The following is a 24,428-nucleotide window of genomic DNA, read 5'->3' as shown; positions in this document are numbered from 1 at the left end:
CTCAGGCGGCGGACGGCGGTGTCCGCATGACGTATCCGACTCCCCGGAGGGTGTGGATGAGCCGCGGATGGGCGTTGTCGAGTTTGCGGCGCAACACCGAGACGTAGGACTCGACGATTCCGGCGTCACCGCGGAAGTCGTAGTCCCACACGTGGTCCAGAATCTGCGCCTTGGACAGGACTCTTCCTGCGTTGGCCATGAAGTACCGCAACAGCTTGAACTCGGTCGGCGACAGCGGGACGGCGGCCCCCGCGCGCCACACCTCGTGCGACTCCTCGTCAAGCTCGATGTCGGCGAAGGTCAGCCGGGGGGCGATCGCCATCGGGTCGCCGCTCGTCCGGCGGAGCACGGCTCTGATCCTCGCGACGACCTCTTCGAGGCTGAAGGGCTTGGTCACGTAGTCGTCCCCGCCGAGCGTGAGACCGCGGACCTTGTCCTCCGTCGCGTCTCTCGCGGTGAGGAAGACCACCGGGGTGTGCGTACCCCCGCCGCGGAGCCTGCGCACGATGTCGAAACCGTCCATGTCGGGCAGCATGACGTCGAGAACGATCAGGTCGGGCCGGTGACGCTGGGCGGCCGCGACCGCCTCGCCTCCGTTGGAGGCGGTGTTGACGTCGAATCCCGCGAACCGGAGGCTGGCAGCCAGGAGTTCCAGGATGTTGGGCTCGTCCTCTACGACGAGCAGCCGAGCTTCGGGAGATGCAGTGACCATGGCATCCAGCACTTTAGGAGTTCGAAGTTAAGGCAGCCGTTAAGGCGATATGCCGGGCGATGGCCAGGCTGGACGTCGCGGCAGGTGAAGGGGCGTTCCTGACCAGGACGATCCGTCCGTGCACGTCGATGGCGAAGTCGTCGAGCAGCGCCCCGTCCCGCGCCACGGCCTGAGCCCGGACTCCCCCTCGCGTCCTGACGATGTCGCCGGAGGTCAGCGCGGGAACGTAACGCCGCGCGGCTGACAGGAACGACCCCTTCGCGAGCGAGCCGTACACCTCCCGCACCCCGGTGCGCCAGTGCGTCGCCGCCATCCGCCGGGTGCCCGGCCAGGTCACGATCCGCCGCAGATCCTTGAGGGAGACGTCGCCCCACGAGTAGCCCTCGAGGGCCAGCGCCAGCACCGCGTTGGGCCCGACCAGCACCTCGCCGTCGATCCTGCGGGTCAGGTGCACGCCCAGGAACGGATAACGGGGGTCGGGCACGGGATAGATCAGCCCGCGCACCATGGTCTTCGCCGTGTCCGTCAGCTTGTAGTACTCACCGCGGAAGGGGATGATCCGCACGTCACCCGGCGCCGCGGCCATGGCCGCCACCCTGTCGGTGCCGAGCCCCGCGCAGGAGATCACCCGGTCGAAGGTGAACCGCGACGTGCCCGCCACGACCTCGACCCCCCGGGACGTCTCCCTGATGCCCCGGACCGGATGCGAGAGCCGTACGGTGCCGCCCGTGTCCGTCACGTCGGCGGCGAGGCGGCGCGCGATGGCCGGGAAGTCGGTGATCGCGGTGTGCGGGGAGTGGACCGCGCCGACGCCGACCGCGTCCGGCTCGATCTCCCGCAGGCCGAGGGCGTCGACCTCCGCGATGCCCGGCACCTGGTTCTCCCTGGCGCGATCGGCTATCCGGCGCAGTCCCGCCATCTCGGAGCGGGTGGACGCGACGACGAGTTTGCCGACCTCGTCGTACGGCAACCCGTGCTCGGCGCAATACTCCCTGAGCATCGCCATGCCGTCCCGGCAGAGGGTCGCCTTCAGGGAACCCGGGGTGTAGTAGATCCCCGCGTGGACGACCCCGCTGTTGTGCCCGGTCTGGTGGGCCGCGACCTCGGCTTCCTTGTCCAGCACGGTCACCTCGGCGCCCGATCGCGCCATCTCCCTGGCGACGGCCAGACCGAGGATTCCCGCACCGATGATTCCAAGCTTCATGTCGCTCCGGCGGACAAAAGGCTGAATAAGGGCACCACGCCCGCCATTGTCCCCCAGCCCTCGCGGACTCGTCTGCCACTCACCCGAGATCGAACTGACGTTCGGTAGACTGGCGGCCATGTACGTGCCGCCGGAATGGCCGCATGAGGTCCGCCCGCCCGACAGCCCCGACTGGGAACTGTCCGCGATGGCGTGGCTGCTCGACGCGGTGCCGCCGGACTACCGCGCCTATGGAGTGCTACGGCGTCACCCGATCGCGCTGGCGCGGATGGCCGGCCACCACGTGCGCGCGTCGATCCAGGCCGCCAGGGAGGGCTATCGGGGCGCCGCCGTCGACCTGAAGGATCATCTGCCTCCGCACGCCGTCGAGGCGGTGCTCGAGGCCTACCGCAGCGAGGGTCCCCGGCTCGTACGGCTCGCGCAGGCCGTCGATCTCGTCGAACGGGCCCTTCGTGGCGAGAGGTTCACCGAGAAGCTCCGGCACTGACAGCCGCGGGCACTCACCGCGCCGCCTGCCTCAGCGGGCGGTCCGCCAGGCGATCACGAGGATCACACCGATCGCTCCGGCGGCGACCGCCACCCATAAGACGATCATCGAGGCCGGGACGCCGGTGTCGCCGGCCTTCTCTGCCGCCGCGGTCGAGTTCCGCGCAGCCGGGGTGGCCGTCGGAGAGCGGGTGGCCGTCGCGGGTCGCGCACGGGCCTCGGACGGGAGCGGCACCTCATAGACCGGGCTCCGCGCACCCTCGGAACCCGTCAGCAGGGCGGTGCCGTCCGGCGTGTAGGTGACGGACTCGGACTGGTTCAGGGGCGGCATCGTCACGTGCGCGATCAGATGGTCGGGCGAGCGGAAGACCGAGGCGGAGAAGTACGTCCTGATCACGAAGCTCGAACCGTCGGGGGCGAAGGCGGCGTCGGTGGCCATGATGGGGGCGGACCCGACCCGGCGGAGCACGTTCACCCTGTCGGTCCGCAGCTTCGCGGGCGCCTGGTAGATCGACCCGTCGATTTCCTTGCTCACGACGTAGAGCCGGCCGGAGCGGGGGTCGACCATCAGGCCCTCGGCGTTGCGGGCGCCGTCCTTGTAGCGGAAGCGGTAACGGGTCGCCTGGAGCGTCGCGTCGGCCAGCGTGCGAGGCTCGACGACCTTGTACACGGAGATGTCCGGCCAGGCGCCATCCAGGTTGTCGCCGATGTCGCCGATCCACAACACGCCCCGGCCTGTCTTGGCGTCGACGGAGGTCGCCATCGCCTCCCAGTCCCTGGCGACCGCACCGGCGAGGGTGAAGGCCGCCCGCGTCCGGCCGTCGAGACCCACGGCGTAGACGGTCGGTGAGCCGCCGCTGTCGTTGTGCGTGTAGACGACGCCCTTGTGCGTCGGCGAGAACGCCAGCCCGCTGGACTCGGTGACGCGTTTGTCCTTGATCGTGAAGAGGTGCTTGTCGTCGTCGGCGTGTGCGCTCACCGGCGGAGACAGAACGGCGAAGGAGACGGCGAGGAGACACGCCACCGGCCAGAACGCCCTCTTGACCCGATTCACCGGCGAGATCCCCATGCGGCAATCATTCCCGATGCGCCAGCCCTCCGCGTCGCTGCATAGTCTGGCGCGGTGGAATATCAACAACTTGGACGAACCGGTCTACAGGTCAGCAGGCTCTGCCTCGGCACGATGAACTTCGGCCCGCAGACCACCGAGGACGACTCACACGCGATCATGGATCGCGCCCACGAACTCGGGATCAACTTCTTCGACACCGCCAACACCTACGGCCAGAAGAAGGGCGAAGGTGTCACCGAGCAGATCATCGGCCGGTGGTTCGCGAAGGGGGGCGGACGCCGGGAGCGGACCGTCATCGCGACCAAGGTCTACAGCATCATGGGCGACTGGCCGAACGAGCGCCGACTGTCGGCACTGAGCATCCGCCGGGCCGCCGACGCCTCACTGAAGCGCCTGCAGACCGACTACATCGACCTCTACCAGGCCCACCACATCGACAGGAACACGCCGTTCGACGAGTTCTGGGAGGCCATGGAGGTCCTGCGGCAGCAGGGCAAGATCCTTTACGTCGGTTCGTCGAACTTCGCCGGATGGCACCTCGCCAAGGCCCAGGAGGCCGCCCGGCGCCGGAACTTCCTCGGCCTGGTCAGCGAGCAGACGCACTACAACCTGCTCAACCGCCTGCCCGAACTCGAACTCCTGCCGGCCGCGGAGGACTACGGCATCGGCGTGATCCCGTGGAGCCCTCTCGCGGGCGGCCTGCTCTCCGGCGTGCTGAAGAAGATCGAGAAGGGGCGGTCCGGCACCGACACCATGCTCGCCGAGGTGGACAAGCACCGGAGCAAGATCGAGGAGTACGAGGCGTTCTGCGCGGAGATCGGCGCGGATCCCACCGTGGTGGCGCTCGCCTGGCTGCTCTGCCAGCCGGCCGTCGTCGCTCCGATCATCGGGCCGCGCACGCTCGGGCAACTCGAGGGCGCGAACCAGGTCATGCACACGGGGATCGACGAAGACGCGCTCGCCCGTCTCGACGAGATCTTCCCCGGTCCCGGCCACGCCGCCCCCGAGGCGTACGCCTGGTAGGGGTCGACCGCCCGCGTCATCCCACCAGTGTCCCGACCACCACGATGAGCACGAGCAGCGCGAGCACCGTGGGCAGCAACCAGCGACGAGGACGATCCACGGCAAGGAGCCTAGTCGCGACGACCGAGTGAATACGCCTCGACCGGCTCGTAACGAACGCGCGGCCCAAGGTGGCTTCGCATCAGATGTACGGCTCTCGCCTCCCAGGGGCGCCCGCTGAACGTGCTCGTGGCGCGGACCAGGGGCCACAGGTCGGCCCCGTCCCTTGAGCGGGCCAGGGTGAGGTGGGGATGGAACCGCATGCGGTCCTTCTCCATCGCCCCGGCCCGCCGCGCCCCCGCCGCGAGCGAGTCCGCCAGCCCCTTCAGCGACGGGCCGCCGCCGAGGCCGGTCCAGAAGACCCTCCCGTGAGCGGGAGAGGGAAAGGCTCCGGACCCCGCGAACGACAACGTCGCCGGCGGGTGGCGGGATGCGGCTCTGGCCAGCCGTACGTGCAGGTCGGGCAGCACCCGGTCGGGGACCTCGCCGAGGAAGGCGAGGGTCACGTGCCACAGGGCCGGGTCGATCCAGCGCAGGCCCGGCCATTCGGCCCGCACGGGGCCGATCGCCGCGGCGACCTCCTCCAGCGCGTCAGACGGCGGCAACAGCGCCAGGAACAACCTGCTCACTGACCGATTGTTCCCCAGCGGCCGCACGGGCGGCGACGACCTTGGTCAGCAGTGCGGCGAGGCCGACGCCCACGACACTCAGCGCGCCGGCGATCACGACCGCGACCCGGGGGCCCGCCGACTCGGCCAGCCATCCCACGAGCGGCGACCCGACGGGCGCTCCCGCCGTGAAGACGAGCACGTAGATCCCCATGACCCGGCCGCGCATCTCCGGCGACGAACCGAGTTGCACCATGGTGTTCGCGGTGGTGTTGACCGTGATCATGGCCATCCCCGCCGGGACCAGCAGGAGCAGGAAAGCCGCGTAGTCGGGAGCGAGCCCGGCGGCGATCTGGAAGACGCCGAAGCACGCGGATCCGGCGAGCAGGAACCGGCGGCTCTGCTTGACCCGCCGGGCCGCCAGCAACGCGCCCCCGAGGGCCCCCACGGCGAACGCGCTGGACGCGATGCCGAACGACGACGCGCCCGCGCCGTACACCTCCCTGGCCATGAGGGCGATGCTGGTCGTGAAGCTCTGCGCGAAGATCGCCATGAAACCGACGATGAGCAGCGGCAGCAGGAGGTCCGGCCGCTCCAAGACGTAGCGCAGCCCCTCCCTGAGCTGGCCTCTGGCCCGCGGAACCGGCTCGGGGCTGCGCAGCTCCGACCCCCGCATCAGGATCAGCCCGGTGATCACGGCGGCGAACGACACCGCGTTCAGCAGGAAGATCGGGCCGGTCCCCATCCAGTAGATGAGCACGCCCGCGACGGCGGGGCCGACGACCCTGGCCAGGTTGAACGTCGAACTGTTGAGCGCGATCGCGTTCGGCAGGTCCTTGCGGCCCACCATCTCCACGACGAACGACTGCCGCGTCGGGACTTCGACACAGGAGACCAGGCCGAGGGTGAAGGCCATCACGTAGACGTGCCACACCTGCACGGAACCGGTCAGGACGAGCACGCCCATGCTGAGCGCGAGCAGGCCCATCAGCGTCTGGGCGACGACCAGCACGCGCCGCTTGGGGTAGCGGTCCGCGAGCATCCCGCCCCACAGGCCGAACAACATCACCGGCAGGAACTGCAGCGCGACGGTCACGCCGAGCGCGGAGCCGCTGCCGCCTGTGAGGTCGAGGACCAGCCAGTCCTGCGCCGTCCGCTGCATCCAGGTGCCGACGTTGGACACCACACCACCGGCCGCGAACAGCCGGTAGTTGTAGTTGCGCAGCGAGCGGAACATCCCCCCTACATCTGGGAGAGCCTCGCCAGAATCGGGGCGGCCACGCGCAGCGCCGCCCTCTCCTCCGGCGTCAACTCCTTGAGCTGCCGCGCCAGCCAGGCTTCCTTCATCCGGCGCTCCTCCTTGAGCAGCGCCGTCCCCGCCTCCGTCAGGCGGACGGTGACCTGCCGCCGGTCCGTCGGGTGGGGCTTGCGTGCCAGCAGACCCCGCTCCTCCAGCTTGGCGATCACCCGTGTCATCGAGGGCGGCTGCACCTTCTCGTGCTCCGCCAGCTCTCCGGGGGTCATCTCGGTGTGGCTCTCTACAGCCGCCAGCGTCGCGAGTTGGGTGGGGGTCAGCGAGTGGTGCGCGCCCTGCTTGCGCAGCCGACGGTTCAGCCGCGCGAGCGAAACGCGCAACGCGGACGCGAGGCCGGCGTCGCTGCGTAGGTTCTCTGTCTTTGTTAGCATGTCTCATTACCTTTGCTAACTTTATGTCGCGCAGCGATATTCCGCAATTCGCGAGCTCAGAGCCTCGCGGGCGCGAGGCGGTCCCCCAGTGTGACGCAGCCACGGGGACCAGGTCGCCCCCTCTCCGCCGCAAGAAGGTCCCGGCCTCCCGGACGGGCCGCTTGCGCGTCCATTCTAACGATGTTAGTTTCTGCCTAACAGCGTTAGAAAGGAGCCGTCATGAGCCCGGCGGCACGTCTGGACATCGAGTCGATCCTTCGTGAGGTGTTCGACCTCCTCGATCAGGAGGGCTTCGCCGCGCTCTCGATGCGCACGCTGGCCGCGCGCCTCGATGTGAAGGCGGCGTCGCTCTACTACCACGTGCCGAACAAGGCCGCGCTGCTCCAACTGGTCGCCGACCGCGTCGCCGCGCAGGTGATCGTGACGCTGACCCCCGGTCTGGGGTGGCGTGAACTGCTGAGCGGAATGGCACACGCCCTGCGGGACGCCCTGCGCACCCATCCGGGCGCCGCCGCCGTCGTCGCCGTACGGAACGCGTCGCCCGAGGTGTTCGAGAAGGCGATCCCCCTGGTGCTGACCTCGATGCACGCGGGTCTGCGCGTCACCGACGAGGAGGCGCTGTTCCTGGTGCAGTCGCTCTACATCCTCGTGACCGGTCATGCCCTCGCCGAGTTCGGCGAGGCCCCTGAGCCGCCTGTCGCACCCCAGGCGTACTACGACGCCTGGTTCGACATCGCCGTCTCCACGTTCCTCGCCGGAGTCCAGGCGCGTCACGGCGCCGACGCCGGCTGAGCCCACCCCCCGAACGAAAGGCCTCCCCCATGTTCACCGTCGCACTCGTCCTGCTGATCCTGGCCGACGCCTACTTCGTCCTCACCACGCTCGTGGACCTCTTCCCGTTCAACAACGTGCGGGAGGCGAAGAGGTCGGAACAGATCACCGAAGTGTCCGTCAACGGGCCCGTCATGCTTGTCCCCGCCGTGCTCCTCGGGGTGGCGGGCCTCACCGGACTACCGGTCCTCGCCTACGCCGGAGGGGGCCTCGAACTGCTCGTCGTCCTCGGCGGCCTGGCGCTGTGGTGGCTGCCGTATCTCGTCGGAGTGACGGTGCCCTGGGCGACCGCGGGCACCGGAGAAAGCTGGGCCGGACTGTACGCGCGGACCTACGCGAAGACCGTCATCGTGCTCCCCACCCGGAAGGACCGGCCGCGCCCGAACCTCGAGCACATGATCCTGCACACACTCATCCTCGCGGCCGCGATCTGCACATTCGCCGCCGCCGGCACGGTGTGACGCCCCCTCCCACGGCGGCGGCGTCCATCCGCGACGGCCCGGGCGTTTGGCACGACCTGGCCGTCATGGTGATCGATTCCGACACCATGACGGCCTGCGACATCAGCCGATCCCGAGAAGGCTCTTGATCGGCTCCAGCGCGAAGTAGACGACGAAGAGGATCCCCACGAGCCACAGCAGCGGGTGCACCTCCTTCGCCTTGCCGCGCAGGGCCTTGATCACGATGTAGCTGACGAAGCCCGCGCCGATCCCCACGGTGATCGAGTAGGTGAACGGCATCAGCACGATCGTCAGGAACGCCGGGATCGCGATCTCGAAGTCGCTGAAATCGATCTCCTTGATCTGGGTCATCATCAGGAAGCCCACGATCACGAGCGCGGGCGTCGCCGCCTCGAACGGCACGATCTCGGTCAACGGCGCGAAGAACATCGCGAGCAGGAAGAGCACCCCGGTGACCACGCTCGCCAGTCCCGTGCGGGCACCCTCCCCCACACCCGAGGCCGACTCGATGTAGGTGGTGTTCGACGAGACACTGGCCGCGCCGCCGGCCGCCGCGGCGAGGGAGTCGACCAGCAGGATCTCGCGGGTCCGCTCCATCGTCCCGTCCTCCCGGACGAGCCCGGCCTGGCGGCCGACGCCGACGATCGTGCCCATGGTGTCGAAGAAGTCGGCCAGCATCAGCGTGAAGACCAGCAGGACCGCCGCGAGACCGCCGATCTGGGCGAACGCGCCGAACAGGCTGAACTGGCCGAGCAGGGAGAGGTCGGGAACCTCAATGATCTTGGACGGCAACGCGGGCACGTTGAGGCTCCACCCGTTCGGCTTCGCGGGCTGGGACCCGAGCTTGCCGATCAGTTCCACCACCACCGCGAAGATCGTCGTTCCGACGATGCCGATGAGGATGGCGCCCTTCACCTTGCGCGCGACCAGGAACGCCGTCGCGATCAGGCCGACGACGAAGACCAGGGTCGGCCAGCCGGTCAGCGACCCGTTGCCGAGCGAGCCGAACTGGACGGGCACGGTGGTGTTCGCCGCGTCGGGGATGCGCCGCACGAATCCCGCGTCGACGAACCCGATGAGCGCGACGAACAGTCCGATCCCGACGCTGATCGCGGTCTTGAGCTGGGCGGGGATGGCGTTGAACACCGCGACCCTGAAGCCGGTCACCACCAGGATGGCGATGACGATGCCCTCCAGCACCACCAGGCCCATGGCGTCTTCCCAGGACATCTGGCTGGCGATGCCGAAGGCGAGGAAGGCGTTCAGGCCGAGACCGGTGGCCAGGGCGAACGGCACCCGGCCGAACACGCCCATCGCGATCGTGACGATTCCGGCCACGAACGCCGTCGCGGCCGCGACCAGGGGGGTGTTGGAGGCGCTGCCGTCGCCGAGATACTGCCCGGTCTTGTCCGCGACGGTTCCGATGATGAGGGGGTTGAGGACGACGATGTAGGCCATCGTGAAGAAGGTGGCGACGCCGCCGCGGATCTCCTGGCCCATGGTGGAGCCACGCGCTGAGATCGAAAAATAGCGATCAACTGCAGTGGAACTGCTGGTCTGGTTCACGCGCGCAGAGTGACAGGGTGACGCCTTTGACGAAAAGACACAGTTGTCCTTTTGTGACTAATTCGTCATCCGAGGTCATCCCGATTCACGCGATCTCTTAAGCTTGCGGAGTGAACCAGCCGCGCCGACCAGATCCCCAACCGCTCAAGACGAACGACACCATGACCCTCGTGGTGGGAACAGCCCTGTGGGCGGTCGCCCTGGTGGTGCTGCTGATCATCCGGCCCGTGCACACGTGGTCGATCTGGACCTGCGTGGCAGGGATCGGCCTGGGTCTGTTCGGCGTCTACTACGTCCACCGCCGCGACTCCCGCCGCCGCTGACACACAGCGGCGGCGCACCGCCGGAGCCAGGCCCTCTCAGCCGAGCGCGGTCACCGGATCGAGGTCGGCCTCGGCCAGCAGCAGCGGAACCCTGCCGGGGTCCCGCAGGAGCGCGGCCACCGCGAGCCGGTCGCCCCACTGCCCGGACGCCCACGCGAGGCCTCTGGCCAGGCCCTCCACCCCCGAGGCGTGAACCTTGCCCTCGAAGAAGCGCCAGGGCACCGGCCTGCCGTCCACCAGCAGATCGTCGTGCTCGACATAGCTCAGCGGCGTCGAGGGCAGCAGCGAGCGCACCTCCGGCGGCACCGGCCGCTCCACCCCTGACGACGTCACCGCACCCGTGACGACCTCTCCCACCAGGGGCAGGTCGAGCACCTCCGACAACGCCTCCGCGAGGTCGAACGGCGCCAGCACGAGCGGCCGGTCCTCGACCAGGGGCAGCAGGTCGGGCGCCTCCACGACGACGGGGCCCTCCTCGGCCTCCGCCACCACGATCGCCCCCTTCAGCACGGCCCGGACCGCGTCCGGCGGGCTCACGCGGGAGGGGTCCACCCCCGCCAGCGCCGTCCACAGGGAGCGCAGTTGCGCCCGGTCGACCTCGGCCGAGGAGTCGGCGAGCTGGTCGAGCAGTTCCTCAGGACCGCCGTGCGAGGCCAGCAACTCCTCGAGCGACGACCTGACGCCGATCATCTTCAGCGCGCTCTCGTCGATCCCCACCGGGGCGTCGCCGTACAGGCCGAACAGCAGAGGGTCGCCGGAGGCGAGCCTGAGCGTCGTGGGGAGGCGGCCGTCGAGCACCGGATGGCGCGACAACCACCAGGACGTGTACGACGGGACCTCGACCGTCTCGCCGGCCACGAGCACGCGGAGCGGGCGCAGCGCGGCACGCAGCGGCGGACGGGAGAGCAGGCCCAACGCGGAGGTCCAGTCGGCGACGTACTCCAGGTCGCGGACGGCGGTGAACTCCCTGGCCACCGGCGGCACGTCGAACTCGGGCAGCAGATCGAGGACGGCCTCGATCCACTCGTCCTCGAGATCGAGGTCGTGATCGCACTCGGACAGGTCCAGCAGGACGTCGGAGTCGTTGACCACGGCGAACCCGTCGAGCACCCCCGCCGCCGCCAGCACGTGCGAGCCGTACTTCTCCACCAGGTCGGCCGCGGCGACGCCGAAGGGCACGTCCTGGTCGATCAGCCCGGCCAGCGAACCGCCCTCGAGGAGCAGGTCGCCCGCCGCGTAGAGCTCGCCGTCGGCGCCTCGCAACGCCAGCTCCGACAACCATGGGGCCTCACCGGCCGTGAGCCCCGCCGCGTCGACCAGAGCCAGCACGGCCTGGGACACCGGCTCGGGATCGGCGCTGTCGAGCGACTCGGTCACGGCGGCATGGGTGAGCGGGTCCTCCAGGACCGTCCTCGGCGTCGCCTCGGCCGCGCCCAGCCTGAGCAGCAGCGGATGGACGGCGTCGGGGTGCACGATCCGCAGGCCCAGGGGGCCGAGCAGGGCCGGGTCGAGGGGCGGCCGGGCACCCGGGTCCAATCCGGAGTCCTGAGCCCCGTCGAGAGCCCCTGAGAGCGCCGCAGACAGCACCAGCGTGCCGCGGGGCCCACGGACCAGCCGTCCGTCGGCGAGCGGCACCGGGACCGCCCCGATGGCCTCGAGGTCGTCCGCGGGCAGCACCGCGTAGAACGACCGCCACCACGACGGGTCCTTGTCCTGTACGGCGTCGCCGGACAACATGTCCACGACGTCGGCGAGCTCCACCCTCCTGACGCCGAGGGTGGTGAGAGCGGGATTGCGTGACGCCCAGCCCGCGGGCAGCAGCCCGGGGACCATGTCCGCGATCTTGTCGAGGAACTCCTGCGACCCCGCGACCGCCCGCGCCTGGTTGCCCGGAAGGACTCCGGAGACCGACGGGAGCAGCGGCGTGTCCGGCAGCAGCCTGACGATCTCCCTGCGAATGGCGGCGTCGAGCTCTCCCTTGCCCATCATCCCGGGGACGAGGCCGAGCAGGGCCGGCGTGGCGGGCAGGTCCTGGAGCAGCCGGACGTACGCCTCCGCGGCCCGGCCGACGAGGAAGTCGGTGAGCGGTCCGGGAGCGACGTGCCTCCGGTCGGTGGTCAGCGGGAACGTGGCGATCAGCAGGGCCGGCAGGTCGAGGGGCTCGTCGCTCGGCGTCGGCGCGTGCACCACTCTCGGGGTGCGCACCTCCGGGTTGACGGCCCAGCGGACCTCCCAGTACGGCCGGGCCCGCTCCTCGGTGGGCCGTCCGGCGAAGAGCTCGGCGACCTGTTCAGGCGTGAACGCCCCCGACTCCGTCGCGATCCGCCAGCCGTCAGTGGAGATCGTGCGGGCGTGCCCGTCGATCTCGATCTCGACGGTCTCGAGCGCGGGCATCGCCAGGGGCAGCGCCGGTCCGGCCTCCTCCAGCATCCGCCGTACGGCCTGCTCGGCCGCGTCGTCGCGGAGCGGAAGCCGTACCAGCGTGTCGAAGCCCTCGGGGACCGCCACGGTCTCGGCGGCCTCGGGAGTCTCGGAGGTCTCCACGGGGAACGGCAGGCGCAGCAGCGGCACGTGGCCGTCACGGCCGGCCAACTCGCCGGCGAGCTCGGGACGGGCGCCCACGAGGGCGTTCGTCTCCGCACGCGACCAGCGGACCCCTCCGGTCTCGCGCGAGACGATCGAGGGCTCGTCGCAGACCGACACCACGGCGGCGAAGCCGACGCCGAAGCGACCGGCGGCGCCCGCCTCGTCCCTCTTCCCGGAGACACGCAGCGTGGAAAGGCCCTCGACCCCCGCCTCGTCCAGCGGGGCTCCGGTGTTGGCGGCCAGGAGCACGCCGTCCCGCAGCGACAACCTCAGGCGGCCCGGCACGCCGGCGCGCAGAGCGGCGTCCGCCGCGTTCTGGGCCAACTCGACGACCAGCCGGTCGCGGTAGCCGCCGAGGGCGAAGTCCTCCTCCGCGTTGGCGTCCTCACGGAAGCGGGCGGGCGACGCCGTCCAGGCGGCGAGGACCGTCTCGCGCAATCTCCGGGTGTCGAACATGTCAGGAGTGGCCGAGCGGCTCGGAGCCGGTCGCGTCGACCGAGCCTGATTCCATGAGGTCGTCATATCCCAGGTCGTCGAGGATCGGCGGCTGGGCCTCCACGACCATCGAGGGGACCGTGGTCGCCTCGGAGTGGGCGCCGCATCCGTGGTCGGCGGCGACCACGCGGCCGTCGTCGGGGGCGTACTCGTTCGCGCAGACGCCGAAGCCGAGCCGCAGCGTGCCCGAGAGGGGCCAGTAGAACCCGCAGGTCGAGCATTGGGCGGGGGCCGCGTGCGCGAGCGGGGTGTGCGGGCCCGCCTCTCCGGAATGCCAGCGCTCCACGGCCAGGTCCCGGCCGACCGGCGAAAGCACGCGGGCCCGGCCCAGGCCGTACTCGAAGATCATCTGCTCGTCGAGATCGTCCCCGGTGGCGGTGTAGCCGGGAGTGAGGCGGTCGTCGTCGGCCTCGGCCGGCAGCAGGTCGCCGACACCGAGATCGCCGGGGAGCAGGCGCTCGTTCCACGGCAGCCACGCGGGAGCGAGCAGCGCGCCCGGCCCGGGCAGCAGCACGGTCTCGCTCACGGTGACGTTGCGTGCGCGGGAGGCCCGGGTGACCGTGATCGCCCACCGCCAGCCCGAGTACGCCCGCTCCAGGCATTCGAAGTAGTGGGTGACCAGCCGATCGCCATCGCCCTCGAAGCCCAGATGCGCCCCCACTTCACCCGGGCGGGCCATCTCCTCGGCAACTGCTCGGGCCAAGTCGACGGCATCGGCACACGCCTGGTCGACTGGAGTGCTTCGGATTCGGGTACGACTCACACTCCATTTTCACCCACGCCGAGAGCGGACCGCACCGGCTCTATGGGGTAACACTGAAAGGGATGTCGGTGCCTATGGTGAATTTTTGGCCGAAAGTTGTGCGTGCTGTGGGAGCGCCAGGTCGGGCTACACGGCGGCTCACGCATGCGAATGGCGCCGACCGGACCGGCCTCGGACGACTGATCGAACTGACCGCCGCCCACTCGGCGGGCGACGCGTTGATCACGGTGTCGCTGGCCGGCGCGCTGCTCTTCCGGCTGCCCGTCGGACAGGCGCGCGGCCAGGTCGCGCTGTACCTGCTGATCACAATGGTCCCGTTCGCCGTCGTGGCGCCCTTCGTCGGGCCCGTGCTCGACCGTTTCCGTTCCGGGCGCCGCTACATCATGGCCGGGACGCTTTTCGCGCGCGGACTGCTGTGCTGGGGCATGGCCGGCGCCGTCCACTCCTCCGACGCGCTCACGCTCTTCCCGTCCGCCCTGGCGGTGCTCGTGTTGTCCAAGGCCTACAACGTGTCCCGGGCGGCGATCATGCCGAGCGTGCTGCCCGCCGACATCCCGCTGGTGACGGCGAACGCCAGGGTCTCCCTTTTCGCCCTGGTCTCCGCGGGAGTGGGGGCGGCGGTGTCGACCGGAGTGGCCGCCCTGGCGGGACCCGAATGGGTGTTGCGCGCCACGATGCCGCTCTTCCTCGCCGCCGGCGTCGTCGCCGTACGGCTCCCGCGGCACGTCGACTCTCCCGACGTGGAGGTGGAGGCCGACGTCGACGCGCCCGTGAGGCCGTCGAGATGGCGGACCACGCTCAGCGTGGGCCAGGTGGTCGGCGAGGCGATGACCGCCAACGCCGCCATCCGCGTCCAGGCCGGTTTCCTGGTGTTCTTCCTGCTCTTCCTGGTGCAGGACCACCATCTCCACGGGCTCGCCCCCGAGGCCGCCCTGACCCTGCTGGCGCTCGCGGCCGGAGGAGGCGGCCTGGCCGGCGCGGCGGTCGCCTCGTGGTCCCGCTCCCGCTCCCCGCTCCTGACGGTGCTGGTCACGCTCGCCGTCACGACCGTCACCACGGTCGCGGCGGCGTTCTTCTTCTCGCTGTGGACGGCCCTCGTCGTCGCCCTGGTGGGCGCCTTCGGCCAGAGCCTCGGCAAGCTGGCACTCGACGCCATCGTCCAGCGGGAGATCGGCGAGGAGGTCCGGTCGTCCACCTTCGGCGTCGTGGAGACGCTGCTGCAGATCGCCTGGGTGTTCGGCGGCCTGCTCGGCCTCGTGATGTCGCTGTTCGCGCCCGGCCCCGCGGGACTCGCGGTGGTCTCCGCAGGGCTCGCGTTCTCCTTCGTCTGGCTTCTCGCCGTACGGCGCAGGCGGCTGGCGACCGTCACCCCCGAGCCGGCCGGATAGCCGCGCCGCCTGCCGCGTCACCCGTCGATGTCGTCGGCCACCGCCCGCAGCACCGACGCCACCTTCTTGGCGTGGGCCACGTCGGGGTGCTTACCCCTCTGGTAGGAGTTCGAGATGTCGTCGAGGAGCTTGATCAGGTCCTCGACGATGACCACCATCTCGTCCGGGCTCTTCCGCTTGCCCTTGGGTTTGGCGGCCTTCGCAAGCGTCGGCGGCTGCTCCAGGACCCGGACCGACAAGGCCTGCTGGCCGCGGCGTCCCTCGGCCACACCGAACTCGACCCGCTGCCCCGGCTTCAGCGCCTCCGTGCCCCTGGGAAGCGCCGAAGAATGTACGAATACCTCACCGCCGTCATCGCGCGTGAGAAAGCCGAAACCCTTGTCGGCGTCATACCACTTGACCTTGCCACTCGGCACAGGGGTGACCTCGTTCAGACTGTCGTGAAGGTGATTGGAAGTAGGTTATGCCCTGAGAGGGCCCCTGCGGACCCCCACTCTGGGAAGTAAGCCTGCACATCACGAGATCGACGCGCGAGTGGTTTATCGGCGATTGTTTCCGCTTTCTCTGGGAGGCGGATCGAGCAGTCGAAAGGCCAGCCAGGACACCGCGGCGGCGGTTCCGAGAATGAACAGCACACCGCTCACGTTGTGAAACGACACCATGAACGCCTGGACGCTCCCGCCCTCCGATCGTGCCGCTCCGAGCAGGACCCCGCCGATCGCGTACGCCACGACCGGGGCGGCCAAGCCGATCAGCCGGTCGGAGAACGACCAGCCTTGGCAGGAGAGCAGGATCAGGGCGGCCGCCGCCCACACGATCGCGGGGACAGGGAAGATCGCCACGGTCGCCAGACGGAACGGGACGAGCAGCCCGGCCACCACGAGCAGGACGAGCGCCAGCGTCTCGCGGCGGTTGTTCAGGAAAATCGTCCGGGCGTCCCTCCCCCCGGTGGCCATCGGGTTGCCCCCCGCCATCGCCGCGCGGCGCAACCGCATCAGCGGGGCCGGCCGATCGGCCTGGCGGGAGATCCGCTCCCTCGCGACCCGCCGACCGTAGATCACGCCGGGAGGCGGGCGCCTGTCGTCGGCCGCGTCGGAGGCAACCCCTCGCCTCGGTCCCCCGTCGTCGACGACGACGGGGAAGACCGCCGTGTCGTCCTCGCCGATCGGCTGGGCGGCCTGGTCCGCGGTCTGCTGAAGGGCCTGCTGGGCGGCCGCGAGCCTGCGGACCTCCCGGTCGATCAGGTCGTCCGGCGTTCCGAACCCGGCGATGACCTTCGCGACGTGCCTGGCGTCCTCGCTGCCTCCGCGCGCCCGCTCGACGCTGGCGCGGAGCCGCTGGACGTAGTCGAGCCGCTGTTCGGGGCGCAGCCTGCCGTGAGCGGCGTCTGCCACCTTGCTGACGAACTCGAGAACGAGCTGGTCCGCACGCTCGATCATGCTCGTCATACTGCCTCAGTGCTCGCGCCTGGTCGAGTGATGCTCGAAAAATGCGGCCCTACGATGGAACGGATGATGAGCACCGAGTTCACCGAGTGGCTGCGTGGCCGGACGGACGAGCAACTGCGCGCCCTCGTGACGGCGCGGCCCGAGCTCATCACGCCTGTGCCCGCACACGTCGACGGGCTCGCCGCCCGTGCCGGCAGCCCGTCCGCCCTCGGCCGGGCGCTCGACCGTCTCGACCGGTTCACCCTCGCCGTGGTGGAGACGCTGACTCTCCAGCCGGGCCCGATCACCCGCAAGGCGCTCAGGTCGTTACTGGACAAGGCCACGGCCGGCACGGCGCGCAAGAAGGAGCTGGACGCGGCGCTCGACGAGGCGCTCGACCGGCTCAGGACCAGAGGCCTCGCCTTCGGGCCCGACGACGCGCTGCTTCCCGCCCCGGGTGTCGTCGAGGCGCTCGACCCCCCTGCCGGGCTGGGCCCGCCCGCGGCGGAGGTGTTCCGGCATCATTCGCCGGAGGCGCTCGACGTCCTGCTGGACGACATCGGGGCTCCCCGGCGTGACGGGTCTCCCCGCGACAGGCTGGCCGAGCTCCTCGCCGATCCCACGACGGTGGGCCGCCTGGTCGCCGAGGTCTCACCGCAGGCGCGGGCCGCCCTCGACGAGTTGTCCTGGGGCCCGGCGAGCGGACGGCTGCCCAACGCCCGCAGGGACATCCGGACGGCCACCGCCCAGTCGCCGATCGAGCAGCTCCTCGCGCGCGGCCTGCTGGGCGCGACCGGCGACGAGAGCGTGGCCCTTCCCCGCGAGGTGGCGCTCTTCCTCCGTGACGGGCGCGTCCATCGCGACCTGTCCCCCCGCCCACCGGACCTCGAGGGCGCCCGGCGCGACCAAGTCCTCGCCGACAGGACCGCGGCGGGCCAGGCGTTCACCCTGGTCCGGACGGTGGAGGAGCTGTGCGAGCACTGGAGCGTCGATCCTCCGGGAGTCCTGCGGACGGGCGGTCTCGCCATCCGGGACCTGAAGAGGACGGCGCAGTTGCTCGATCTGCCGGAATGGGCGGCCGGGCTGGTCGTGGAGATCGCCTACGCCGCCGGGCTCATCGCGTCCGGCGGATCGGTCGACGGCGAGTGGCTGCCCACGTCGGCCTACGACGGCTGGCGGGTCAAGAGCACCGAGGACCGGTGGGCCCTGCTGGCCTCCGCCTGGGCCGGCATGGATCGGGTCCCCGGACTCATCGGCGAGCGTGACGACCGCGACCGGCCGCTGAACGCGCTCCATCCCGATCTCCGCAGGCCCGCCGCCGCCCAGGTGCGCGCCCAGACGCTGGCCGTTCTCGCGTCCGCGGGTCCCGGCCTCGCGCCGGCCGCCGCATCCGTCCTCGCCAGGCTGTCCTGGGAGCAGCCCAGGCGCAGAGGCGCCCAGCGCGACCGGCTCGCCGAGCTCACCCTGCGAGAGGCCGAGCAGGTGGGCGTCACCGGGCTGGGAGTCCTCTCGGCGCAGGGCCACGGGATCGTGCGCGGGGACGGCACGGCCGCCGGGCTGCTCGCGCCGCTGCTCCCCGAGCCCGTGGATCATGTGCTGCTGCAGGCGGACCTGACCGCGGTCGCCCCCGGTCCTCTGACCAGCGATCTCGGACGCTGGCTCGCCCTGACCGCCGATGTGGAGTCGAAGGGGGGCGCGACCGTCTACCGCTTCAGCGAACGCTCGATCCGGCGGGCGCTCGACGCCGGGCAGTCGGCCGACGATCTCGTCGGCATGCTGGAGCGCCACTCCGCCACCGCCGTCCCTCAGCCGTTGCGCTACCTGATCTCCGACGTGGCCCGCCGCCACGGGCGCATCCGTGTCGGGACGGCGTCCGCCTACGTCCGCTGCGACGACCCCTCCGTGCTCGACGAGGTGCTGGCGGACAAGCGGGCCGGGCTGTTGCGGCTGCGACGGCTCGCGCCCACCGTGCTGGCGTCGAAGACGTCCAGGGCCACGCTGATCGACTCGCTCCGCGCAATGGGATACGCCCCGGTCGCCGAGTCCCTGGAGGGCGACGTGCTGGTCTCCAGGGCCGACAGCCGGCGGACCGACGGCCCGCCCGTCGCCCGCGGCGCCGGCCCCACCGGGCCGGAACCCGACGTCGCGGCGGCCGCCATCCGCGCCATGCGGGCCGGTGACCAGGCCCACCGCACCCGCCGCCGCCCGTCGCACGGCCCCGACGGGCAGGTGCCGCGGTCACCCGCGACGGCGACGATCCAGGCCCTCCAGGACGCCATCCGCCAGGGTTCGCGGGTCTGGATCGGCTACCTTGACGCACAGGGACACGCCACCAGCCGCATTCTCGAACCCGCCCGGATGGAAGGTGGCTACCTCACCGCATACGACGAGACCCGGGCGGCCGTCCATCGGTTCGCCCTGCACCGGATAACCGGCATCGCGGACGTGAGCTGATTTCGGCTCGGTAGTTTGTTATGCGGTTATCCGGACAAGGGAGCAACTTTTGAATGACGGGCCACTGATCGTTCAGTCGGACAAGACACTGCTGCTCGAGGTCGATCACGAACGAGCCGACGAATGCCGCAAGGCGATCGCGCCGTTCGCCGAACTCGAGCGTGCTCCCGAGCACGTGCACACCTATCGGGTCACCCCCCTGGCGTTGTGGAACGCGCGGGCCGCCGGCCACGACGCCGAGCAGGTCGTCGACGCGCTGATCGGATTCAGCCGCTATCCGGTGCCGCACGCGCTGCTCGTGGACGTCGCGGAGACCATGTCCCGCTACGGCAGGCTTCGCCTGGACAAGCACCCCACCCATGGGCTCGTCCTCACCAGCACCGACCGGGCCGTCCTTGAGGAGGTCCTGCGGTCCAAGAAGATCCAGCCGCTGCTCGGCGACCGGATCGGATCCGACGCCGTCGCCGTGCATCCGTCGGAGCGCGGCAACATCAAGCAACTGCTGCTCAAGATCGGCTGGCCCGCCGAGGACCTCGCCGGATACGTCGACGGCGAGCACCACGCGATCGCGCTGGCCGAGGACGGCTGGACGCTGCGGCCGTACCAGAAGGAGGCGGCGGACGCGTTCTGGCATGGCGGATCCGGCGTGGTCGTGCTCCCCTGTGGTGCGGGCAAGACCATCGTGGGGGCCGCCGCCATGGCGCACGCCGAGGCGACGACGCTGATCATGGTGACCAACACCGTCTCCGCTCACCAGTGGAAGCAGGAGCTGATCAAGCGCACCTCCCTCACGGAGGACGAGATCGGCGAGTACACCGGGACCAAGAAGGAGATCCGCCCGGTCACGATCGCGACCTACCAGGTCATGACGACCAGGCGGCAGGGCGTGTACCGGCACCTGGAGCTGTTCGACGCCCGCGACTGGGGGCTCGTGATCTACGACGAGGTGCACCTGCTTCCCGCGCCGATCTTCCGGATGACGGCCGACCTGCAGGCCCGTCGCCGGATGGGCCTGACCGCGACGCTGATCCGCGAGGACGGCCGCGAGGGCGACGTGTTCTCCCTCATCGGGCCCAAGCGCTACGACGCGCCGTGGAAGGAGATGGAGACGCAGGGCTGGATCGCGCCCGCCGACTGCGTCGAGGTCCGGGTGACCCTCAGCGACGAGGAGAGGCTGGCCTACGCGATGGCCGAGTCCGACGAGCGGTACCGGTTCTGCTCCACCACGCCGTCGAAGACCCGGGTGACGGAGACCCTGGTGCGCCGCCACGGCGGCGAGCAGGTGCTGGTGATCGGCCAGTACATCGACCAACTCGACGAGCTGGGCGAGCATCTCAACGCCCCGGTGATCAAGGGTGAGACCCGCGTGCGCGAGCGGGAGCGCCTGTTCCAGGCCTTCCGGGACAAGGAGATCCAGGTCCTGGTGGTGTCGAAGGTCGCGAACTTCTCGATCGACCTGCCTGAGGCGTCCATCGCGATCCAGGTGTCGGGCACCTTCGGCTCACGGCAGGAGGAGGCGCAGCGGCTCGGCCGCGTGTTGCGGCCCAAGGCCGACGGCGGGGGCGCGCGTTTCTATTCCATCGTGAGCCGCGACACGGTCGACCAGGAGTTCGCCGCGCACAGGCAGCGGTTCCTCGCCGAGCAGGGATACGCCTATCGCATCGTGGACGCCGACGACGTGGGCGAGGAGAACCCGGCGAGGTGATCTCGCCGGGTGCGGGTGCCAGGTCAGGTCCAGGAAATCCCCTTGGCCCTAGACAACCGCATCACCCCCCCACACCAGAACAGCAGGAACGCCCATACCCCATCTTTGTCGCAAATCACGCAATTCGCCCTACCTGAGCCATGCCAATTTGGTAGAAATCGCAGCGTATTGGGGTGATTACTGGGCGATCACTCCCCCGACGAAAAGCGCTCCGACCGCCACCACCCACGCGATCACCGCGACACCGAGCAGACCCTGCCTCCGGGTGAACCAGGCGGCCGCCGTCGAGACCGCGGCGAAAAGCGCGATCACGCCGGAGACCACGGCGGCGGAGGCGATCCGGTCGGCACACGTCCCGGGCGAGTCGGCGGCCGGGCAGAAGGCCTCCACCCCCCAGCCTCCGAAGACCGACAACACCCAGAGGAGAGCGAGCAGCAGGCTCGCCATGGTGGGAATGGCCGGAGGCATCCAGGTCCGCGTCACCTCGATACAGGTACCCGGACAGAAGGTGCAACACGCACAAGAAAACCATTTGGGTTCGCTGGAAGGCCGTCGGTAAGCTCTTGTCTTTCCCGCGTCCTGAAGGAGTTCGGCATGCCGGAAAACGTCCTAGAAGCCGAGCGCGCCCATCTCGCGGTATCACGGGCCGCTCTCACATCGATGCGCGAGCACGCCCAGTCGTTGTCCGCCGACGCCGCCGGCGACTGGGTCTCCCAGCAGATCCTCCAGGGACTGCTCGACCAGCGGGTCGCCGCGCTGGCCGACCACAAGGACACGCCGCTCTTCTTCGGCCGCCTCGAACTGTCCGCGGGGGGCGACCTGCCCGGCACGATCTACGTCGGCCGCCGGCACGTCCACGACGACGACAGGCGCGCCCTGGTGATCGACTGGCGTGCCCCGGTGTCCCGTGCGTTCTACCAGGCCGGCCCTGCCGACCCGATGGGCGTCACGCTCCGCCGCAGGTTCGGCTACCAGGGCGGCCAGCTGACGGCCTACGAGGACGAGCCCATGGACGGCAGGGAGCTCGCGCAGAGCAGGCTGCTGGCCGAGGAGATCGAACGACCCCGCAACGGCCCCATGCGCGACATCGTCGCGACCATCCAGCCCGACCAGGACGAGATCGTCAGAGCCGATCTCGGCGTGACCGTCTGCGTCCAGGGCGCGCCGGGCACCGGGAAGACGGCCGTCGGCCTGCACCGGGCCGCCTACCTGCTCTTCACCCACCGCGAGCGGCTCGCCAGGAACGGCGTGATGATCGTGGGCCCCAACCGGGCCTTCCTGTCGTACATCTCCTCCGTCCTCCCGGCGCTCGGCGAGGTGAAGGTCGACCAGACCACCGTCGCGGGGATCCTCGGCGACCACTCCTTCCCCGAGGACCCGGTCACGGCCGCGATCAAGGGGGACGCCCGGATGGCCGTCGTCCTCGAACGCGCCCTCTGGCTGCACGTGACCAAGCCCGAGGAGGGCGTCCTCTACACCAAGGGGATCAACCGCTACCGCCTCGCCGATCACGCGGTGCGTGAGATCGTCGCCTCGCTCCGCGGCACGATCCGGTACGCCCCGGGCCGGGCGACGCTCGCCCAGCGGCTCGCCCACGCCGTGCTCGTCCAGATGGAGCGGCGCGGCGAGTCTCCGGACGACCGGGTGCAGGACGCCGTCGCCCGTTCCAAGCCGGTCAAGCAGATCCTCGACACCGTCTGGCCGAAGCTCACCCCCGAGCAGGTGCTCTTCCGGCTGCTCTCGGACGCGGACTTCCTGGCCCGGGCCGCCAAGGACGACCTGTCGCCGCAGGAGCAGGAGGCCGTCCTGTGGCGCAGGCCGGCCAAGTCGCACAGGTCGGCGAAGTGGTCGGCCGCCGACGCCGCGCTGCTCGACGAACTGGCCGACCTGATCGAGCGGACCGCCTCCCACGGCCACGTCGTCGTCGACGAGGCGCAGGACCTGTCCGCCATGCAACTCCGGGCACTGGGACGGCGCTGCCGTACCGGATCGGCGACGGTCCTGGGCGACATCGCGCAGGGCACGACGCCGTGGTCGGCGCAGTCGTGGAAGACCGTGCTCGAGCATCTCGGCCAGCCGTCCGGCGAGGTGACCGAGTTGACCCTCGGCTTCCGTGTGCCGCGCGAGATCCTCGACTACGCCGCCCGACTGCTCCCCTCGGTCGCGCCCGACCTCGCCGCCCCCCGCTCGCTCCGCCCGGGCGCCGGTTCCCTGTCCGTGCGGCGGTCGCCCGACGCGGCCGCGGCCGTCCCCGACGCGGTACGGCAGGCACTCCGGCGTGAGGGCTCGATCGGGGTCATCACGGCGGACGACTCGGTCCCGGCCGTCTCCGCGGCTCTGGGGGACATCTCACACGGCGTCCTCGGCGCCGACTCCACCGGCGAGGAGCGTGTGCTCGTCGTGCCCGCCGGCCTCGCCAAGGGCCTCGAGTACGACCACGTCATCGTGGTCGAGCCCGCCGACATCGTGGCGGCGGAGAAGCGCGGCCTGGCCCGGCTCTACGTCGTGCTGACCCGAGCCGTCACCTCGTTGAGCGTGCTCCACACCGCCGAACTTCCGGCCGAGCTGCTCTGACCACGCACATAGAAATTACCCATTTGTCGCAATAAATAAGGACACGGCACTATTAGGTGCCGTGAGTGAACCTTATTCCGGGGGAAATGAGCCGGCGGCGCCACCGCCCGGCTCCTACGGGTCCCCCTACCCCCCGCCACCCGGCCCCCAGGGGCCACCGCCGAACCCCCCTCAGCCCGGCCCGTACGGGTCGCCGTATCCCCCGCCTCAGCCCGGTCCGTACGGGTCCCCCTATCCCCCGCCGTACGGATATCCGCCGCCTCCCCCGCGGACCAACGGTTTCGCGATCACGGCCCTCGTCTTCGGGATCATCGGCGGCATCCTGTTCTCGATCATCTTCGGCATCGTGGCGCTGGTGCAGATCGGGAGGCGAGGCGGCAAGGGCAAGGGCCTCGCGATCGCGGGCCTGATCCTTTCCGGCCTCTGGATCGTCCTGATCGCCCTGGTCTTCATCGTCGCCGCCCTCGGCTCCGCGCAGCGCGACGACACGGGCACGGTGACCCGCGGCGGCTCGGTGTCGAGCACCAGCCTGCACGAGGGCGACTGCGTGGACGGCGTGGTCGACGGCAAGGTGGTCACCAGGCTGACGGCCCTGCCGTGCGCCCAACCTCACGACGCCGAGGTCATCGTCAAGATCACCCTCCCGGCGCATGACTGGCCCGGGGTGCAGGCGGCCGGCGAGCAGGCGTCCTCCGCGTGCGAGGAGCGGCTCTCCCAGGTGCTGGCGGACAGCCCGATGATCGAGCGGCTCAGGGCCTTCGCCCTGTACCCGCCGAGCGAGCTGAGCTGGAACCAGGGCCGTGCGGTCACCTGCCTGGTGGTCGATGGTCAGGCCGGCAAGCTGACCGGCTCGGCGCGCCCCTGATCTCAGGAAGCCGGGCGTAGAGAGCTGAAACACGAAAAAGGGGCGGTTCCCGTCGGGAACCGCCCCTTCTCAGGTGCAGCGAAGACTTAGAAGTCCATGTCGCCGCCGCCGGGCATGGCGGGAGCGGCGGGGTTCTTCTCGGGCTTCTCGGCGATGACAG

At 70.3% G+C, this 24,428-nt stretch carries 22 protein-coding genes; 10 read left to right on the top strand and 12 right to left on the bottom strand.

The genetic code is table 11. The features are described 5' to 3' along the window. Nucleotide 1: 1 nt before the first annotated feature. Together Pmi06nite_RS13275 and lhgD are read right to left on the bottom strand one after the other, a co-directional pair. The gene (locus Pmi06nite_RS13275) at nucleotides 2-712 is read right to left on the bottom strand and encodes a response regulator transcription factor (RefSeq protein WP_203953271.1); all 711 of its coding nucleotides are present in this window, start codon (nucleotides 710-712) and stop codon (nucleotides 2-4) included. A gap of 13 nt (nucleotides 713-725) precedes the next feature. Beyond that, nucleotides 726-1,916: an L-2-hydroxyglutarate dehydrogenase gene (lhgD, locus tag Pmi06nite_RS13270; RefSeq protein ID WP_203953270.1), complete on the bottom strand. Its 1,191-nt coding sequence runs from the start codon at nucleotides 1,914-1,916 to the stop codon at nucleotides 726-728. 118 nt (nucleotides 1,917-2,034) lie between these two features. Here lhgD and Pmi06nite_RS13265 point away from each other — a divergent pair, with 118 nt between their 5' ends. Beyond that, nucleotides 2,035-2,403, top strand: a complete 369-nt coding sequence (locus Pmi06nite_RS13265) for a hypothetical protein (protein WP_203953269.1) — start codon at nucleotides 2,035-2,037, stop codon at nucleotides 2,401-2,403. Nucleotides 2,404-2,433: 30 nt separating this feature from the next. Here Pmi06nite_RS13265 and Pmi06nite_RS13260 read toward each other — a convergent pair whose 3' ends face one another. After that, on the bottom strand, nucleotides 2,434-3,471 hold the full coding sequence (locus Pmi06nite_RS13260; RefSeq protein WP_203953268.1) for a hypothetical protein: 1,038 nt from the start codon (nucleotides 3,469-3,471) through the stop codon (nucleotides 2,434-2,436). A 54-nt stretch (nucleotides 3,472-3,525) separates the two neighbouring features. Between Pmi06nite_RS13260 and Pmi06nite_RS13255 the strand changes: the two genes are divergently transcribed. After that, a complete protein-coding gene (locus tag Pmi06nite_RS13255; protein ID WP_203953267.1) occupies nucleotides 3,526-4,497 on the top strand; it encodes an aldo/keto reductase in 972 nt (323 codons plus the stop codon). A 110-nt stretch (nucleotides 4,498-4,607) separates the two neighbouring features. On the opposite strand, the gene thpR is transcribed toward Pmi06nite_RS13255, so the two are convergent. The 3 genes from thpR to Pmi06nite_RS13240 are packed head-to-tail and all read right to left on the bottom strand — an operon-like array spanning nucleotide 4,608 to nucleotide 6,830. Then, entirely contained in the window at nucleotides 4,608-5,165 is a 558-nt protein-coding gene (gene thpR / locus Pmi06nite_RS13250) for an RNA 2',3'-cyclic phosphodiesterase (protein WP_203953266.1), read from the bottom strand. Then, entirely contained in the window at nucleotides 5,128-6,381 is a 1,254-nt protein-coding gene (locus Pmi06nite_RS13245) for an MFS transporter (RefSeq protein WP_203953265.1), read from the bottom strand. The genes thpR and Pmi06nite_RS13245 overlap by 38 nt, the downstream gene beginning before the upstream one ends. A 5-nt stretch (nucleotides 6,382-6,386) precedes the next feature. Beyond that, on the bottom strand, nucleotides 6,387-6,830 hold the full coding sequence (locus tag Pmi06nite_RS13240) for a MarR family winged helix-turn-helix transcriptional regulator (protein WP_203953264.1): 444 nt from the start codon (nucleotides 6,828-6,830) through the stop codon (nucleotides 6,387-6,389). 219 nt (nucleotides 6,831-7,049) lie between these two features. On the opposite strand from Pmi06nite_RS13240, the gene Pmi06nite_RS13235 reads away from it, so the two are divergent. Both Pmi06nite_RS13235 and Pmi06nite_RS13230 read left to right on the top strand, forming a co-directional pair. Beyond that, nucleotides 7,050-7,622: a TetR/AcrR family transcriptional regulator gene (locus Pmi06nite_RS13235; protein ID WP_203953263.1), complete on the top strand. Its 573-nt coding sequence runs from the start codon at nucleotides 7,050-7,052 to the stop codon at nucleotides 7,620-7,622. Between the two features lie 29 nt (nucleotides 7,623-7,651). Then, a complete protein-coding gene (locus Pmi06nite_RS13230; RefSeq protein WP_203953262.1) occupies nucleotides 7,652-8,122 on the top strand; it encodes a hypothetical protein in 471 nt (156 codons plus the stop codon). A 102-nt stretch (nucleotides 8,123-8,224) separates the two neighbouring features. Here Pmi06nite_RS13230 and Pmi06nite_RS13225 read toward each other — a convergent pair whose 3' ends face one another. Beyond that, complete coding sequence (locus Pmi06nite_RS13225; protein WP_203953261.1) at nucleotides 8,225-9,622, bottom strand: NCS2 family permease; 1,398 nt, start codon at nucleotides 9,620-9,622, stop codon at nucleotides 8,225-8,227. A gap of 176 nt (nucleotides 9,623-9,798) precedes the next feature. Here Pmi06nite_RS13225 and Pmi06nite_RS13220 point away from each other — a divergent pair, with 176 nt between their 5' ends. Then, on the top strand, nucleotides 9,799-10,011 hold the full coding sequence (locus Pmi06nite_RS13220) for a DUF2530 domain-containing protein (protein WP_239113871.1): 213 nt from the start codon (nucleotides 9,799-9,801) through the stop codon (nucleotides 10,009-10,011). 36 nt (nucleotides 10,012-10,047) lie between these two features. Here the strand turns inward: Pmi06nite_RS13220 and Pmi06nite_RS13215 are convergent, their stop codons facing one another. Further along, nucleotides 10,048-13,053 carry a sacsin N-terminal ATP-binding-like domain-containing protein gene (locus tag Pmi06nite_RS13215; protein ID WP_203953260.1) on the bottom strand — a complete coding sequence of 1,002 codons (3,006 nt, stop codon included), beginning with the start codon at nucleotides 13,051-13,053 and terminating at the stop codon, nucleotides 10,048-10,050. Between the two features lies 1 nt (nucleotide 13,054). Beyond that, complete coding sequence (locus Pmi06nite_RS13210) at nucleotides 13,055-13,855, bottom strand: DUF3027 domain-containing protein (RefSeq protein WP_203953259.1); 801 nt, start codon at nucleotides 13,853-13,855, stop codon at nucleotides 13,055-13,057. A gap of 107 nt (nucleotides 13,856-13,962) precedes the next feature. On the opposite strand from Pmi06nite_RS13210, the gene Pmi06nite_RS13205 reads away from it, so the two are divergent. Continuing rightward, nucleotides 13,963-15,243: an MFS transporter gene (locus Pmi06nite_RS13205; protein ID WP_239113870.1), complete on the top strand. Its 1,281-nt coding sequence runs from the start codon at nucleotides 13,963-13,965 to the stop codon at nucleotides 15,241-15,243. 17 nt (nucleotides 15,244-15,260) lie between these two features. On the opposite strand, the gene Pmi06nite_RS13200 is transcribed toward Pmi06nite_RS13205, so the two are convergent. Together Pmi06nite_RS13200 and Pmi06nite_RS13195 are read right to left on the bottom strand one after the other, a co-directional pair. Further along, entirely contained in the window at nucleotides 15,261-15,659 is a 399-nt protein-coding gene (locus tag Pmi06nite_RS13200) for a cold-shock protein (RefSeq protein WP_203953257.1), read from the bottom strand. A 123-nt stretch (nucleotides 15,660-15,782) separates the two neighbouring features. Beyond that, nucleotides 15,783-16,682, bottom strand: a complete 900-nt coding sequence (locus tag Pmi06nite_RS13195; RefSeq protein WP_203953256.1) for a hypothetical protein — start codon at nucleotides 16,680-16,682, stop codon at nucleotides 15,783-15,785. 72 nt (nucleotides 16,683-16,754) lie between these two features. On the opposite strand from Pmi06nite_RS13195, the gene Pmi06nite_RS13190 reads away from it, so the two are divergent. After that, the gene (locus Pmi06nite_RS13190; protein ID WP_308442499.1) at nucleotides 16,755-19,124 is read left to right on the top strand and encodes a helicase-associated domain-containing protein; all 2,370 of its coding nucleotides are present in this window, start codon (nucleotides 16,755-16,757) and stop codon (nucleotides 19,122-19,124) included. Between the two features lie 49 nt (nucleotides 19,125-19,173). Beyond that, nucleotides 19,174-20,829, top strand: a complete 1,656-nt coding sequence (locus Pmi06nite_RS13185) for a DNA repair helicase XPB (protein ID WP_203953255.1) — start codon at nucleotides 19,174-19,176, stop codon at nucleotides 20,827-20,829. Between the two features lie 177 nt (nucleotides 20,830-21,006). Here Pmi06nite_RS13185 and Pmi06nite_RS13180 read toward each other — a convergent pair whose 3' ends face one another. Continuing rightward, nucleotides 21,007-21,297: a hypothetical protein gene (locus Pmi06nite_RS13180; RefSeq protein ID WP_203953254.1), complete on the bottom strand. Its 291-nt coding sequence runs from the start codon at nucleotides 21,295-21,297 to the stop codon at nucleotides 21,007-21,009. Nucleotides 21,298-21,423: 126 nt separating this feature from the next. On the opposite strand from Pmi06nite_RS13180, the gene Pmi06nite_RS13175 reads away from it, so the two are divergent. Further along, complete coding sequence (locus tag Pmi06nite_RS13175) at nucleotides 21,424-23,403, top strand: HelD family protein (RefSeq protein ID WP_203953253.1); 1,980 nt, start codon at nucleotides 21,424-21,426, stop codon at nucleotides 23,401-23,403. Between the two features lie 61 nt (nucleotides 23,404-23,464). Next, nucleotides 23,465-24,268 carry a DUF4190 domain-containing protein gene (locus Pmi06nite_RS13170; protein ID WP_203953252.1) on the top strand — a complete coding sequence of 268 codons (804 nt, stop codon included), beginning with the start codon at nucleotides 23,465-23,467 and terminating at the stop codon, nucleotides 24,266-24,268. The last annotated feature ends 160 nt before the right edge of the window (nucleotides 24,269-24,428 follow it).

This window comes from Planotetraspora mira (genome assembly GCF_016863275.1).
Lineage (GTDB): Bacteria > Actinomycetota > Actinomycetes > Streptosporangiales > Streptosporangiaceae > Planotetraspora > Planotetraspora mira.
Note: the sequence above shows the minus strand (reverse complement) of the source record. Positions and strands in the feature narration are given on the sequence as shown.